Source organism: Methylobacter sp., from assembly GCF_036845245.1.
Taxonomy (GTDB): domain Bacteria; phylum Pseudomonadota; class Gammaproteobacteria; order Methylococcales; family Methylomonadaceae; genus Methylobacter_A.
Window position 1 is genome coordinate 49,444 of the sequence record NZ_DAIUEH010000011.1, and the last position, 16,356, is coordinate 65,799.

The 16,356-nt window shown below is 44.3% G+C and carries 14 protein-coding genes; 3 read left to right on the top strand and 11 right to left on the bottom strand.

What is annotated here, in order from left to right:
* Window positions 1-10 precede the first annotated feature (10 nt).
* From V7051_RS06820 to V7051_RS06845, 6 genes are all read right to left on the bottom strand, one after another.
* Window positions 11-844 (bottom strand): RibD family protein, encoded by an 834-nt coding sequence (locus tag V7051_RS06820; RefSeq protein ID WP_333874191.1) that lies wholly within the window; start codon window positions 842-844, stop codon window positions 11-13.
* 206 nt (window positions 845-1,050) lie between these two features.
* Entirely contained in the window at window positions 1,051-1,386 is a 336-nt protein-coding gene (gene smbP / locus V7051_RS06825; protein WP_333874192.1) for a small metal-binding protein SmbP, read from the bottom strand.
* Window positions 1,387-1,608: 222 nt separating this feature from the next.
* Window positions 1,609-2,838, bottom strand: a complete 1,230-nt coding sequence (locus tag V7051_RS06830) for an O-antigen ligase family protein (protein ID WP_333874193.1) — start codon at window positions 2,836-2,838, stop codon at window positions 1,609-1,611.
* Between the two features lie 69 nt (window positions 2,839-2,907).
* Complete coding sequence (gene purB, locus V7051_RS06835) at window positions 2,908-4,272, bottom strand: adenylosuccinate lyase (RefSeq protein WP_333874194.1); 1,365 nt, start codon at window positions 4,270-4,272, stop codon at window positions 2,908-2,910.
* Window positions 4,273-4,319: 47 nt separating this feature from the next.
* Complete coding sequence (gene mnmA, locus V7051_RS06840; protein WP_333874195.1) at window positions 4,320-5,414, bottom strand: tRNA 2-thiouridine(34) synthase MnmA; 1,095 nt, start codon at window positions 5,412-5,414, stop codon at window positions 4,320-4,322.
* Window positions 5,407-5,868, bottom strand: coding sequence for an NUDIX hydrolase (locus V7051_RS06845; protein ID WP_333874196.1), 462 nt, complete (start codon window positions 5,866-5,868; stop codon window positions 5,407-5,409). Before V7051_RS06845 ends, mnmA begins: the two co-directional genes overlap by 8 nt.
* Before the next feature lie 199 nt (window positions 5,869-6,067).
* Here V7051_RS06845 and clpS point away from each other — a divergent pair, with 199 nt between their 5' ends.
* Together clpS and clpA are read left to right on the top strand one after the other, a co-directional pair.
* Window positions 6,068-6,391, top strand: a complete 324-nt coding sequence (clpS, locus tag V7051_RS06850; RefSeq protein WP_333874197.1) for an ATP-dependent Clp protease adapter ClpS — start codon at window positions 6,068-6,070, stop codon at window positions 6,389-6,391.
* Between the two features lie 14 nt (window positions 6,392-6,405).
* Entirely contained in the window at window positions 6,406-8,679 is a 2,274-nt protein-coding gene (gene clpA, locus V7051_RS06855) for an ATP-dependent Clp protease ATP-binding subunit ClpA (RefSeq protein WP_333874198.1), read from the top strand.
* Between the two features lie 89 nt (window positions 8,680-8,768).
* On the opposite strand, the gene infA is transcribed toward clpA, so the two are convergent.
* From infA to V7051_RS06875, 4 genes are all read right to left on the bottom strand, one after another.
* A complete protein-coding gene (gene infA / locus V7051_RS06860) occupies window positions 8,769-8,987 on the bottom strand; it encodes a translation initiation factor IF-1 (protein WP_006889822.1) in 219 nt (72 codons plus the stop codon).
* 156 nt (window positions 8,988-9,143) lie between these two features.
* Window positions 9,144-9,680: a peptide deformylase gene (def, locus tag V7051_RS06865; RefSeq protein WP_333874199.1), complete on the bottom strand. Its 537-nt coding sequence runs from the start codon at window positions 9,678-9,680 to the stop codon at window positions 9,144-9,146.
* Window positions 9,677-11,767 (bottom strand): polyphosphate kinase 1, encoded by a 2,091-nt coding sequence (gene ppk1, locus V7051_RS06870; protein ID WP_333874200.1) that lies wholly within the window; start codon window positions 11,765-11,767, stop codon window positions 9,677-9,679. The genes def and ppk1 overlap by 4 nt, the downstream gene beginning before the upstream one ends.
* A 45-nt stretch (window positions 11,768-11,812) precedes the next feature.
* Entirely contained in the window at window positions 11,813-12,715 is a 903-nt protein-coding gene (locus tag V7051_RS06875; RefSeq protein WP_333874201.1) for a 1-aminocyclopropane-1-carboxylate deaminase/D-cysteine desulfhydrase, read from the bottom strand.
* Between the two features lie 44 nt (window positions 12,716-12,759).
* On the opposite strand from V7051_RS06875, the gene V7051_RS06880 reads away from it, so the two are divergent.
* Entirely contained in the window at window positions 12,760-13,371 is a 612-nt protein-coding gene (locus tag V7051_RS06880) for an SOS response-associated peptidase (protein WP_442919634.1), read from the top strand.
* Window positions 13,372-13,508: 137 nt separating this feature from the next.
* Here V7051_RS06880 and V7051_RS06885 read toward each other — a convergent pair whose 3' ends face one another.
* A complete protein-coding gene (locus V7051_RS06885) occupies window positions 13,509-16,142 on the bottom strand; it encodes a glycosyltransferase (protein WP_333874203.1) in 2,634 nt (877 codons plus the stop codon).
* Between the last annotated feature and the right edge of the window lie 214 nt (window positions 16,143-16,356).

A 16,356-nucleotide genomic window follows, 5' to 3' on the forward strand; every position in this document is an offset into this window, starting at 1 on the left:
AAATCTAAGTTTAAGTGCCGACGGATCGCTCCAAGCCGAATTGCATGAAAAACTGGCCGGTTCCGGGCGGCGAGTCCTGTTCGTAGTACAGTGCTTCAAGCATCAGGTTGCCTTCCGACCCAAGCATCGGCCCGGTCAGTAAGGTACGGAAGTCTTTACCGCCTATCAACTGATGGGTCATGCTCAGGTATAACCTTGATAACTGCCTTTCCCGAATGACGGCGTCCAACATTTGCGGCCCGGCAACCAGATAAATAGTCTTGTAACCCAACTCGCTTAGCGCATCAATCAAAGGAGCGCCGTGAACCGTGAGGTCTTCGCCGGTAAAAAGCAGCGGGTATCCCAAGTCTTGCCAGTACCGGATACGGTCCGGATCGGCATTTCGTCCGGTGGCTATATAAACGGTTTGCTCATGTTTTTGGAGACTGTCATGAACCGGAAAATTCAGGCTGGCGCTGGCGATGACCACTGCGGGTTGAAGCTTTAAACCATTATCCCGGCGCCATTCAATGAGGTCTTTGTCCTTGACTTGCAATATGTTGCCCAAGCGTCCTTCGCCCAGAGCCCGCATATAACCGCCATGGATAATAATGCAGTCGGACTGGGCATGCAGTTCCATGAACAAACCAAAATCGGAAGCTGTCGTTATCTGTTTGGGAATATGTGTGCTGTGTTGAACGGTATCTTCTACCGCAATTCGCCCGTCCAGACTCGACAGGAAGTTGGCATAAACAAAGGGTAATTCGGTTGTGCCCAGTTTATGTAATTGATGGCCAAGATATAGGCCTTTAATGGTGACTTTTTCGCAGAAATCTGGATACAACCGTAATAGGTTCTTTTGCATAGAGATACCTTTCACGCTTGAAAAATCGGTTTTAGTTCAGAGCAAAAAACCGCTCCCGCCCAACTGCCGGATTTTATGATGTGCCATGAGCATATCAATCAACCTGGAATAATTACCAGAAAATCCTTTTCTTTAAGACAGTTAATAACTATCTAAAGAAAAGGGCGAATAACTCGCCCTTTTCCTCTACAGCTATATTATCGATATTATTTATTGCCAGCCTTAAGATGCTCCACAGCTGCTTCAGCATGCGTAGTAGCCTTGCCTACATGACCTAAGGTACCGAGATCAATGGCTTCTTGCAACTCTTTAGAACCCGCTTCTATATGGTTCTTTGATACCCCCTTGGCTACTATGGAGGCTGACAACGCATCTTCCAATGCCGCCTTTGCATGATCGACCAACATCGGTGTATGACCGGCTTTACCGTGAACTACCGCCTGTTTGGCGTGTTCCAATGCTGAAGCGGCATTTTCTTCAGCGAAAACAGAAGTACTTAAAAGAAGTAATAAGCCTGCACATACGGATGCTAATTTTTTCATAACTCTTTCCTCATATTAATGTTTGTTTATTATATTGGTTCGTCGATATCAGGTTTTCAAAACCATTTATTTTTCTTTTAAAAAACTATTATGACTCGACAGTTATATTTTTACCTCATGTAATTTATTTTGCAATACCCATAAATTTAATACAGGCACATGCATTAAAAACTGTTGAAATACCAACAAATGCGACATCATGAAATAATCTCTTAAACATTATCAATCCTGACTTTCCTCAGTATTAGCACCAGCATTAGCGCCATGTTGCGACAATAGAATGCCAACAAAAAAGGCGAGTAAATTACCTTCAGGGAAAGTTTTAAAATGGGAATTAAATAAACTGGAAGCGCACACGGCGACTAAAAAACTCGCAGCGATTGCGCCATAGGGTGGATTATTCAATCCTTGACGAATAGCCGTATAAATATAGGCCAAAAACAGCAATAACCCTATCAGCCCATTTTCCAGCCAAACAAACAGATATTGATTGTGCGGGTCTGACGTAGGGCTTCCACGCCAATCTGAATATTGTGCGGCTGCATAAGGAGCATAAGTTGATTTAAATGATGATGTGCCGTAACCCAATACCGGATGTTCTTTAATTAACATAAGGGTGTTTTTTGCAAAAATAACCCTTACGCCTATCGAAGTCAGTTCTCCGCTGGTTTGATAAGCGTCTTTTTCTGTTAACCCCTTTTCTGTCCGTTGTTGTAAGGTTGACGAACAAAGTATTGCTATCAGCATTATGCTGCCGGTAACAGCGATTATCGGTAATAGTTTTTTATAGCCATAAACGCAGCCAGCGGCAAACATCATTGCAAATGGAAATGCCACATAACCGCTACGCGCCGGACTGATAAAGAAAATATTAAATGCAAACAAGGCAATGACACCATAAAGCAAGCATTTGTTTCTTAAAGAGAGTTGCTGTTTTAATAAAAAAACACTGCAAACGATCGCTGCAATAAAAGCCATGCTTTGTGACGCATAATTGGTCATAAATATACCGGGCTCTCGTTCCGGTCTTATTGTCATATCAGCCAACCATAGCGGCACTGCAATTAATCCGGCAATTATCATGACGGCTAAATAACTACCAATAAACAAGCGCTTCCATTGAGGTTGATAAAACAAGCCTAATAATACGAAAGTAAAGGCTAATTTTTTCCAGCTTGATAAGGTGTTAATTTTTTCCATCCAACTCGTATCTGCGTAAAAAGTCCCTATTAATAGCCACGCAAAAAACAGCAGCAGCATTTTACCTGCGGGCTGCTCAGCAGAGACTTTTAAACTACGGAATGATTCTCCTGAAATTAACCAGGTCAATAACATTGCAATACTGGCCACGCTGGTTACCGCAGTGGATATAGGCGAAGCTATGGCTGTAATAATGGCCAGCCAGCGGCAAAGAGCCAGCGACTTTTCGCTAATAATTGAATACGACAACATAACTAAACTCTACCGCCACGGTTAATAAATAGACCTATTGGTCTGATAGTTATGATTCCCAAAGGCATACTAAATTTCTTTAGCCAGTTTTTCAGCGTAACCGGTGTAAGTCCGCGGCGTCAGCTCCAGTAAAATTGTCTTGGCTTCAGACGGGATCTCCAGCTTTTCAATAAACGCCTGCATTTGTTCTGGGGTAATGCGGTGGCCGCGGGTGAGCTCTTTTAATTTCTCATACGGCTTTTCAATGCCGTAACGACGCATCACGGTCTGTATCGGCTCTGCCAATACTTCCCAGTTTGCATTGAGATCGGCTTCAATCGCTTCAACATTAATCTGCAATTTGGATATGCCTTTTAAACTGGCTTGTATGGCGATGCTGGTATGAGCGATTCCGACGCCGATATTTCTCAATACGGTTGAATCGGTTAAATCCCGTTGCCAGCGTGACACCGGCAGTTTTTCGGCTAAAAAACCGAATATCGCATTGGCCAAGCCTAAATTACCTTCCGAGTTTTCAAAATCAATCGGATTGACTTTATGCGGCATCGTAGAAGAACCGATTTCACCGGCGACGGTTTTTTGTTTAAAGTAACCCAACGAAATATAACCCCAGATATCGCGATCAAAATCCAGCAAAATGGTATTGAAACGAGATAAAGCGTGAAAATATTCGGCAATGTAATCGTGCGGTTCGATCTGGATGGTGTAGGGATTAAATTGCAGCCCCAGAGATTCAACAAAGCTCCGGCCGAACTCAGCCCAATCCACATCAGGATAAGCCACGCAGTGCGCATTATAATTGCCCACTGCGCCGTTTATTTTGCCTAACAAAGCTACCGCTTGCAGTTGGTCTTGCTGGCGTAGCATGCGCGCCGCGACGTTGGCGAACTCCTTGCCGGTAGTCGTAGGTGTAGCTGATTGTCCGTGGGTGCGCGACAACATCGGCTGGTCCGCGGTTTCCACAGCAATGGTTTTAAGCGCCGTGATGCAGTCGCCGATTTGCGCCAGGATGACTTCACGGCCTTCTTTGAGCATTAGCGCATAAGACAGGTTATTGATGTCTTCGGAGGTGCAGGAAAAATGGATAAATTCACTGACTTTTTCCAGTTCCGCACAACCGGCAATTTTTTCTTTCAACAAATATTCAACGGCTTTGACATCGTGATTCGTGGTTTTTTCGATGTCTTTGACGCGTTGCGCATCGGTTTCTGAAAAATCGCTGACGATGTTATTTAACAGCTGTGTCGCCGCCTCGCTAAACGGGCTGACTTCGGTAATCAGCGGATGATTAGCCAAGGCTTGCAGCCAACGTACTTCAACAAGCACTCGAAAACGAATCAGGCCGTATTCACTGAAAATAGGCCGCAATGCAGCCACTTTATCAGCATAGCGGCCATCAATAGGAGAAATAGCGGTGAGGGCAAAATTGGTCATAGGTTTGTCCGAGTATTTAAGTGTATGTTGTTATTCGTTAGCTTTGCCTATCGAGAGGAAGCTTTGGATTCGATAATGCCACCGCCCAAGCATATTTCACCATCGTAAAAAACGACGGATTGGCCGGGCGTAATGGCTCTTTGCGGCTGATCGAAAACAGCTTTGCATCTGTCGCTGCCTATCGGTTCCAAATAGCAGGGTTGATCGGCTTGGCGATAGCGGGTTTTAGCGGCACAGCGTATCGGTTTGGTCAACGGCTGGTTATTGCACCAGTCGAGTTGGCTGGCTTCCAGCGTGTCATGTAACATCAACGGGTGATCGTGCCCTTGGCCGACAATCAGGATATTATTTTCTAAATCTTTTTCCAGTACATACCACGGCTCATCCGGCGCATTTTTAACGCCGCCTATGCCCAAACCCTGACGTTGCCCCAACGTGTAATACATCAAGCCGTGATGTTTGCCAATATACTGTCCTTTTGGAGTACGCATTTCGCCGGGCTGAGAGGGCAAATAGCGTTGCAAAAATTCAGTGAACTTGCGCTCGCCGATAAAACAGATACCGGTGCTGTCTTTTTTACGGCTATTGGCAAAACCGGCTTTATCCGCCATTGCCCGTATTTCAGGTTTATGCAAATGCCCTATCGGAAACAGGGTACGTGATAATTGTTTTTGTCCCAATGTGTAAAGAAAGTAGCTTTGCTCTTTATTCGGGTCTAAACCCTTTAACAAAAAATATTCGCCATCTTTCTCGGCTACTCGCGCATAGTGACCTGTAGCGATATATTCCGCGCCCAAATCTTCAATCGCATAATTCAGAAAAGCTTTGAATTTAACGTGTTTATTGCACAGAATATCGGGATTAGGCGTGCGCCCAGCTTTAAATTCAGACAAGAATACTTCAAATACCTCATCCCAGTATTCGGAGGCAAAATTTACTGTTTTTAATTCGATACCCAACGTATCGCAAACCTGTTGGGCATCGGCGAGGTCTTCCATTGCCGTACAATACTCGGTGCCGTCGTCTTCTTCCCAGTTTTTCATAAATAAACCGGTAACTTGATAGCCTTGTTCCAAAAGCAGCAACGCGGTTACCGAAGAATCGACACCGCCGGACATGCCGACGATTATTTTTTTACTCATGGTCAAGATCGATAAATGATTTAAGCAAGGATAATGAGTGGCGTTGCCCGCTAAGATAATCGTCTATACTGATAAGCACCAATGGACTACGCAAACGATGCCGCTGATTTTCGATTTCATCGCGTGTTAACCAGTGAGCGGCAATAATGCCATTGTCCAATTGTTGTGTTGGGTTATGTGAATGGCAACGACCGGAAAAACAGACTCTGAGAAAGCTGAGGGAATCAGGATTTTTTCGCCAAAGTTGAATGGAAACAATGTGCTCAGGCTCAAACTGCCAAGCGGTTTCTTCCAGTACTTCACGCTTGACTGCAGAAATCAGGTCCTCACCTTCTTCAAGATGCCCAGCAGGTTGATTGTATTGGAGTCCATTGCCGGTTTCTTCTTCTACGATTAAAAATCGCTGGTCCTGTTCAATCACTGCGGCAACTGTGACATTTGGTTTCCAAACCATTACTGAATTCCGACATAATTAAAGTTAATATTTTACTAGATTTGGAGATATTATGCTGGTAAAAAAGACTTAGGAAGAAAGGTGCGAGGCATTTGTTAAGCTGTCGCATAGATCTTGTTTATTTTGTTATAAACATAAGAGTTGAAATTCACTAAGATTGCCACTATGTTAGAGGCCTAAATATTTTATTACTGTAATTATGTCTGATTTTGATCCATTCAAAGATAGAGATGGCGGTTTGGCTATCCAGGAAGCTAAACCTAAACTGAAGAGACCGCCTTTATACAAGGTTATCTTGTTAAATGATGATTTTACGCCCATGGATTTTGTAATTGAGATTTTGATGGACTTTTTTGCTATGTCCGAAGAAAAGGCGACCCAGGTGATGCTGCAAGTACATACGCAAGGTGTCGGTGTATGCGGAATGTATTCTAAAGATGTTGCTGAAACCAAAGTATATATAGTTAACGACTATTCACGAGAACATCATCATCCTTTGATGTGCTCAATGGAAGAAGTCTAGGTTGTGGAGAATGTATGTTAAGTAAAGAACTTGAAATTACGTTAAATAATGCCTTTAAAAATGCACATGATAAACGGCATGAATTTATCACGGTTGAGCATTTGCTGCTGGCATTGCTCGAAAATGCTTCTGCGCAGCCTATTTTGATAGCATGCGGTTGCGATATTAAGGCGCTACGCGGCCAGCTGACGCAATTTATTGATGAAACCACATCGCTTATTCCGGTAGGTATCCAACGGGAAACTCAACCTACTTTGGGCTTTCAGCGAGTGCTTCAACGCGCTGTTTTTCATGTGCAAGCATCTGACAAAAAAGAAGTTTCCGGTGCTAATCTATTTGTAGCCTTATTCAGCGAACAAGATTCCCACGCTGTTTATTTGTTAAATAAACAGGATATTTCAAGGCTGGATGTGGTCAATTATCTGGCTCACGGCATTTCAAAAATTGATCCTGAGAACGATTCGTCAACTAGCCGGTCACCGGAATCAAACAACCCTGACGCTGAAGCTGCGGGCAGTCCGCTGGATAAATACACCACCAATCTCAATGAAGAAGCCCTAAAAGGCCGAATCGACCCGTTAATCGGCAGAGACATGGAAGTTGAGCGCACTATTCAGACACTTTGCCGTCGTCGCAAAAATAACCCTTTACTCGTTGGTGAGGCGGGTGTTGGCAAAACAGCTATCGCAGAGGGCTTGGCGAAACGGATTGTTGAGGAGCAAGTTCCGGAGGTTCTGATGAACAGTGTGATTTACTCACTGGATTTGGGCGCACTGGTTGCCGGTACTAAATACCGGGGAGACTTTGAAAAACGGCTTAAAGCACTGTTAAATCAACTCAACAAAGAACCTGATTCAATTCTGTTTATTGATGAAATTCACACCATTATCGGAGCAGGTTCAGCTTCCGGCGGCGTGATGGATGCATCCAATTTGATTAAGCCTGCCCTGGCTTCCGGCCAGTTACGTTGCATAGGTTCCACCACTTATCAAGAGTATCGCGGCGTCTTTGAAAAAGACCACGCTCTTGCGCGAAGATTCCAAAAAGTTGACGTACTTGAGCCTTCCGTTGAGGACACCATCCTGATTCTAAAAGGCCTTAAATCACGTTTTGAAGAACATCATGATGTTAAATATTCTTCTGATGCATTACGTGTAGCGGCGGAGTTATCGGATCGCTATATTACCGATCGGCATTTACCCGATAAAGCCATTGATGTTATTGATGAAGCAGGCGCTAAACAACGCATGACTGCTGAAGCGGATCGCAAACAGATCATTGATATTGCTGAAATAGAAGAAATAGTCTCCAAAATAGCCCGAGTACCTGCAAAATCGGTATCTTCAAACGATATCGACAAGCTGGGTAACCTGGAGAAAAACCTGAAAATGCTGGTCTTTGGACAAGACGAGGCCATTTCGGCGCTGGCATCCGCAATAAAATTATCCCGTGCAGGACTTAGGGATACGCAGAAGACTATCGGTTCATTTCTTTTTGCAGGGCCTACCGGCGTAGGTAAGACCGAAGTCACGCGGCAACTGGCTAAAGTGCTGGGAGTAGAGTTGATTCGCTTTGACATGTCAGAGTACATGGAGCGGCATACTGTTTCCAGACTGATAGGCGCGCCTCCAGGCTATGTAGGCTTTGATCAGGGCGGCTTATTGACTGAGCAGGTTACCAAACATCCTCATGCAGTACTGCTGCTGGACGAATTGGAAAAAGCCCATCCTGATGTATTTAACCTATTATTACAGGTTATGGATCACGGCTCATTAACCGATAATAACGGACGCAAAGCGGATTTCCGTAACATTATCCTGGTTATGACCACCAATGCGGGAGCGGAAGAAGGCAGTCGCGCTTCTATCGGCTTTACCCAACAGGATCATGCGACCGACAGTCTGAAGGTTATCGAAAAAGGCTTCTCGCCCGAATTCCGCAACCGTCTGGACGCGATTATTCAATTCAAGCCATTGGATATTTCAATTGTCGGACATGTGGTCGATAAATTCATTTTTGAATTGGAAGCCCTGCTGGCAGACAAGCATGTAACGCTGGCATTGGATGTCGATGCCAGATTATGGCTGGCTGAAAACGGCTGCGACCCAAAAATGGGAGCCAGACCGATGGCGCGACTCATTCAGGAGAAAATCAAAAAACCTCTGGCTAACGACTTGTTGTTCGGCGATTTGGCACACGGAGGGCATGTGCGAATTTACGTGAAGGATAATGAACTGAACTTTGCTATAGAAAGCGCTGAACAGATTGTTCCTGAAGCCAATTTTTAATTCGGCGGACTGCAGCGATTGGTTTTTAATACGGCAATCGAGCCGTACTAGGTGTTTAAGGAACCTGCGTTAATCCTGTTAGTACAGGATTAACGCATACGGAACGTGATTCGACCTTTGGTTAAATCGTAAGGTGTCATTTCAACTTTAACACTATCTCCGGTAAGAATACGAATGTAGTGCTTACGCATTTTTCCTGAAATATGTGCAGTCACAATATGACCATTTTCCAGTTCGACACGAAACATGGTATTAGGTAAAGTGTCTATCACCTTGCCTTCCATTTCAATTTGATCTTCTTTAGCCATTTAAATAATCCAGGTAATTAAAACCGCCAATGATACCATAAGCGCGTTTTTAACAACAGAAGTGTGTAAAGATGATAATACATTTGTTTTTCATATAACTAAATACACCAAACATAGATGCATTTCAGGTGCGACACTGCCGAGAAAATGAAGCTTTCACGCTTGCGTGCCATCAATCAATTTAACAAACTCACTTTCTGCGAAAATATCCAGATTACTCTCAACCCTGTCCAGATAGGTTTTACCTTCCAGATGATCAACTTCATGCTGGAAGATTCTCGCTACAAACCCACTCAGCTTTAACTCCACCAAGTCGCCCTGTTGATCGGTATAGTGAACCATTATTTCCTGATACCTAGGCACTAAAGCACGTATTCCGGGAATACTTAAACAACCTTCCCAGCCTTTCTCTTGCGTTTCCGACAAAATCTGAAAACAAGGATTAATCATCACTGTAGGCTCCATCAACGGTGCCGATGGATAACGAGGTGTAGGCCGCGACGCAATGATGATAATCTGTTTGGATTCGCTGATCTGGGGAGCGGCAATACCAACGCCCGAAGTCGTTGCCAGAGTGCTTTGCATTGCTTCGATTATTTCCCGAATTTCAATGTCATGCACATCAACAACGGCTTCCGCTTTTTGTCTGAGTACCTTAGCCCCAAGCTGGGCAATCTCGCGCATCATGGTCATTGAAATTCGTGCATAAGCACAGCTTGGGCTTGAACCGACTCTTCTGCATCATCGGTTTTCTTTAAGCGCTGGTAACTGCCATCAGACTGTAAAAGCCAAGCCTGGGTATTATCTTTTAAATACAAATTCAGATCCTGCAAAATCCGGCTTTGCAATTTCTTGTTTTCAATCGGAAAGCAAATTTCAACACGCCTGAACATATTGCGATTCATTAGATCTGCGCTGGACGCGTAGACCTCCCTGTCACCGCCATTTTCAAACGCATAAACCCGTGCATGCTCCAAAAATCGCCCAATAATGGATCGCACTTCTATATTTTCAGATACGCCGGGAACGCCGGGCTTTAAACAACACACGCCCCTGACAATTAATTTAACCTCAACTCCGGCCTGCGATGCACGGTAAAGAGCTCGAATAGACTGCTCTTCAACAACAGCATTCACTTGAATAATTATTTTTGCCGGCTTTCCATTTTTAGCGTGAAGTATTTCCCTCTCAATCTTATCTATCAACCCACTATGCAAGGTGAACGGCGATTGTAATAATTTATTCAACTTGGTAACTTTCCCCAAACTGGTCAGTTGAGCAAATACGCGCCGGACATCCTCACCTAATTCTTTATCGCAGGAAAACAATCCATAATCCGTGTAAATCTGCGCTGTTTTAGGATGATAATTGCCGGTACCCAAATGCACATAATTACGCAGCTGCTTGCCTTCCCGTCTTAATACCAAACACATTTTGGCATGAGTTTTATAACCCACCACACCATAAACGACATGCACGGCGGCTTCTTGTAATTTGGAGGCCAAATCGATATTGGCTTTTTCATCAAATCGAGCCCTTAGTTCGATAACGACCGTCACTACCTTGCCTGCTCTCGCCGCCTTGATTAAAGCCCCTACAATCGGCGAATCGGCTCCGGTACGATAGAGCGTTTGCTTGATAGCCAGCACATCAGGGGAAACTGCTGCCTGACGAACAAACTCAACGACCGGGGAAAAGGACTCAAACGGGTGATGCAGCAAGATATCATGGCGCTTAATCGCTGCAAATATGTCTTTGCTACGCTCGAGCTGTTGCGGTACAACGGGCTTGAAGGAAGGAAATTTAAGGTCGGGCCGACCGACCAAGGCATTAATTTCCTGAATTCTATTCAGATTAACCGGCCCATCAACCAAAAACAAACGGTCACGGCTCATTTCAAAACGATCCAGCAAAAACGTGACTGTTTCATCAGGGCATTTGGCATCAATTTCCAGACGAACTTCATCGCCGTAATTACGCATGGCCAGCTCGCCTTCCACTGCAAGCAATAAATCATCAATAGCATCATCATCGACAAAAAAATCACTGTTCCTGGTGACCCTGAATTGATAGCAGCCTTTAACATTCATGCCATTAAACAGCTGATCAACAAAAGCATGAATAATCGATGATAAAAACACAAAATCCGCCGGGCCGCTACCGGTTTCCTCAGCAGGCAACTGAATAATGCGCGGTAGCGCCCTGGGTGCCTGCAAAATAGCCCGCCCGCTATTTCTGCCGAATGCATCTTTTCCAGTCAAGGAAATAATAAAATTTAAGCTCTTGTTGAGGATGCGCGGAAAAGGATGAGCGGAATCCAGCCCAACCGGCGTTAAAATCGGTAATAGCTCATCATTAAAATAGGCTTCCAGCCATTTTTGCTGTGCTTCGGTCCATTCCTTACGACGAATGAAATGAATATTTTCGCTGGCAAGTTTCGGAATCAGAATTTCGTTCAGGACTTTATATTGCTCATCAACCAGTTGATGAGCATGAACGGAAATCAACTCCAGTTGTTCATTAGGCGTCAAGCCATCCGGACCGACGGCTTTTGGATCAATGGCAGCCATCTGAATAACGCTGGCTACACGAACCTCGAAAAACTCATCCAGATTGGAACAGGAGATGCACATATAATTAAGTCTTTCAAGCAACGGCACTTTTTCATCTTTCGCCTGAGCCAGAACTCGCTTGTTGAACTCCAGCAGGCTCTGCTCACGATTAATATAAAGTTCCGGTTTTTGAAGATCGATTATCGCTTCTGCTTCGTTTATGTCCATGTTGTGCTCAAGATTCAAAATCAATTGATATTATATTTATGTGTATTAACTAAATCCTCTTTTCCCCTGCAAGCCTCCGGTATGTACAGCAATAATACGCTGACCGGGCCTGAAGTAGTGTTTTTTGATTAAATCGTAGACGGCATACATCATTTTGCCGGTATAGATAGGTTCAAGAGGAATTGTAGTTTTTAATTCAAAGTCTTCAATAAATGCGTTTAGCCCGGCATTGATTTTGGCAAAACCGCCAAAATGGTAATCCAAGTTTATCTGCCAGTTATTACAAGATTGTGACAGCACGCTTCTAACCTCCTCCGTTAAAAAACCGGCGTTTTTTAACGCTGCAAATCCCAACACTGACGTTTGTTCCGGAACGGCTTCAATAATACCGGCCAAAGTCGTTCCTGTTCCACAGGGCACGCAAATTGTGTCGTATGGAATCTCTACTTCGGTAACCAGTTCGCCTACACCTTTCAATGCCAATGTCTGCGCACCGCCTTCCGGCAGCCAATATTGCCAAGGCTTTAAGCCGGGCAAATCATGCCAATTTTTATAGCGCCTAAGCTGCCTGTATTCAGTACGAGATACAAACTCCAAGCTCATCCCCCACTTTGTCATGTCCTGCAAAGTCGGAGTCAATATTTCCGGTTGCTCGCCGCGAACCAAGCCAATGGTTTTCAATCCTAACACCTTGCCGGCATAAGCTAAAGCATGTAAATGATTGGAATAAGCGCCACCCATGCTGATAAGGGTATTCGCCCCTACCGACAAAGCATGATCGAGTATATATTTAAGCTTCCGCCATTTATTGCCGGAAATCACAGGATGCAATAAATCATCCCGTTTCATCCACAATTCGATTTGGTATTGCGCAAGTAGCGGATCATGAATCTTTGTTAGAATCGACGGATTAAAAACTTTTTCCAGTTTTACCAGTTCGAGGTGCATATATGTGTGGACGTTATAATTTGATCGCAACCGGGCAGCAGATTATGGACCATTTCAGATTGTTGAGTTTACCTACAGACAATCTTGACTACAATATTGCGCCAGGACAAAAAATCCTCGCTGTCGTGCAACTGGAAGACGCTAGCAACAGAGCCGTTAATCTGCATTGGGGCTTGATTCCATCGTGGGCGAAAGACCGTGCAATTTCCAAACATTTGATTAATGCCAGAGCTGAAACCCTGACTGAAAAACCATCGTTTAAAAACGCTTACCGGCATCGACGCTGCCTGATTCCGGCTACCGGTTTCTTTGAATGGCAATCCACCCAAACAGGCAAACGGCCCTACCATATACACAAACCGGATAATGCCTTATTCGCTTTTGCAGGTGTTTGGGAGCATTGGGAACATGATCAGGAAACGGTTTATTCGTGCACTATCATTACCACCGTTGCCAACGACAACGTATCGTCTATTCATGACAGAATGCCGGTTATTATTACATCCGATGATTACAGTCGTTGGCTGGACAAGAAAACCGCAATTGTTAAGATAGCTGATTTTTTAGCCGCCGATGCTTACCATGACATGCTGATTACTCCAATCAGCACACGGGTCAACAATCCTATGCATAATGATGAAGGTTGTTTGCATTAAAGTATCGCTCCACATCATCATCTTAAAACGCCACATCTCGACGGAATGAGCTATGTCCCTTCCTGCACTTTATGCTCTTACCCGCATTTCTATTTGCATAGGCAATGCAGGCAAGAGTTATCGGCGTTATTTTGAGACTAAGCTTTTTTCTTTTTAGAGGTGGATTTATCAGCTATTTCCTCGACAACCAGGTCGGACTTATAGGATTTATAATCTGGCGCAATACTGATCAATAATGTCAGCAAGGCCGCAACATAAGGAACTGCTTGTACCGAAAGAATAGCTATCCATAATTTTCCGCTAAAATTGTCAAAATGCTCTAAAGAAGCCATCATTCCAATAGCCACACTCAATAAGATCAACAATAGCAATTCTTGCCGTATGGTAACCAACCCAACGAATAAAGGACTGTGTTGTTCAAACTTCGGAGTACGCATAAACGGTTTACCGGACGTAAACAGGCCTTGCAGCGTTCCTTTGGCGACGGTATGCGTCAAGGATAAACCTGACAGCGACGCGCCTAACGATTGCCAAACCGAACAGGGTACACGGGCTTGGTATAACCATAAGCCACGAATAATCTTAAAACTGAATATACCGACAGTCGGCAATAAGAAAGCATTGGCTGGGAGTTCGCTGTGTATCGGATCGTAAAGAATCACCGCCGTTAAGATCAAACTGGTCATGGTAAATACCAACGCCAACGCATCTGAAAACCACGGCAACCATCCGGCAATAAAATAATACTTTTGGGCAGGTGTCAACTTCGGCTGCTTAGACGGCAAAAAGTTGCGCCAATGCGCCTTGATAATTTGCATGGCACCATAAACCCAACGATAGCGTTGAGTCATGTAGCCTGACATGGTATCGGGCATAACCCCGCGTCCAAACGAATCTTTGACATAAACCGAGTCATACCCTGCTTCATACAGACGCAAGCCTAACTCACTGTCTTCACAGATACACCATTCCGACCATTTACCTACTTCCAGCAATGCAGACTTTCTGATCATAGTCATCGTGCCATGCTGGATAATGGCGTTATATTCGTTTCTTTGCACCATGCCGATATTGAAAAAGCCGGCATATTCCCAGTAGCAAAAGGATTTAAAGGCGCTTTGATCGCGGTCGCGGTAATCCTGGGGCGACTGAATAAAACCGACATTTTCATTGTCGAAATAAGGCACCATACAGTTCAACCAGTCGGGCGAGATGATATAATCGCTATCGATAACAGCGATAATCTCGGCATCAGGAGCAGTCTGCTCGAGCGCATGATTGATTGCTCCCGCTTTAAAGCCGGGCCAGTTTTCCAAGTGGAAGAATCTGAATTTTGGACCTAACCGTTCACAATCGGCTTTGACCGGTTCCCAGATAGCCGGATCTTTGGTGTTATTGTCCATCACCAATACTTCCAGATTCGGATAATCCACCCTATCCAAAGCTTCCAACGTCATACGCACCATTTCGGGCGGCTCATTATGGATGGGTAAATGTAAAGATACCTTCGGATATTTGAAATCAGGCGATGGCTTAAGCGGCTGAAAAGTCCTGGCCGTTTTCCGGTGCCAGATAACTTCGGCTATTTCCAGGCTTTCTATTAATAAGATGACGGCCGCCATGACCTGCATCAATATCAAGATTCCCCAAAACACCATGGTAATATTGGTTTGGTATTGCTGGGCGCCAATCGACACAGACCAGAAAATTGTTGATGCCGCAAGGTTGGCAATTAAACCGAAAAACAGTAAACCGGGCAGTTTTAAGCTGCTGCGGGTAAATAAAAACAAAAACATTAAAACGATACTGAAAACAGCCGCGCCCGTTGCCCAATGTTCCCAATTAGGCATAGTTATAACGTCGCTATCCATTGGATATTTGGGCTGCCGATCCGCATTAAAAATGCCCCAATAAGCCCCCGCCGAACCCTCCAAAGACATTTTCCAGGGCTGGTCAAACGCCTCTACAATATAATAAGTGACTTTTTCAGCATCGGCTCGATTGAGAAATTCGCGTAAAAATTTTGCTTGGTTAGATATCGATGCAGTAGCGTGCTTGAATGGTTGACCATCCGAAGGCCAACCGACCTCGGTAATCACAATAGGCTTATTAGGATAAGCTTGTTGCACGGCATGATAACGGTCAAAAACATAATCCACCGCATCTTCCGCAGCAATGCCTTCCCAGTAAGGCAAGATGTGCACAGCAATAAAATCGACTTCGTTAACAAGCTCAGGATGCTTCATCCATTCAGCCCATGTTTCGGATGTACTAACCGGGCGCCAAGTGTTTTTCTTTACCTCCCGGATATATTCGATCAGTTGTTCGGGTGGAATTTCGGCGCGGAGCAGAACCTCGTTGCCCACCATAACACGAACAATATTGGGATTATTCTGCTTACTGACATTGATTAAAGTTTCAATTTCTTGCCGATTCTTTTCAAGATTACCATCAATCCATGCTCCGACTGTCGTATTCAAATTATGCTTGGCGGCCAATTCGGGAATTTTATCCAGCCCTTTCAGTACGCTATAGGTACGAACGGCGTGAACCTTATTCTCAAGCAGACTCAAGTCATGATCAATATCGGCTTCGCTGGGAAAAGTATTGCTTGTTTGTGTATCCTGCTTTCTCATAGGGTCGAAGGTGACGCCCATCGTAGTTTTGGTCCAAGGTTGCAATTGCAAGGGATTGTTAACATAACTCCAAATGCTGAAATTAATGAATACGAGTAGAGCGAGTGCAATGACAGTAACTATCTTGGTTTTCATTTAGGTGCTCGGTTATTCTGCTGGACTGAGGAAATAATATTGGATTTGAGGATTAAAAATTTGTACGGCTCGTACTGTAAACTTCTGCTCCCCGGCCTACCGCCATGTAAGCAAGAAGATACAGACTTGATTGATATTTTACACAGGTTCTAAAACCAATAAGAATTTATTTATCCGGTCAAGGCCGTTGAAAATTCAGCTATTTGCTAAAGCA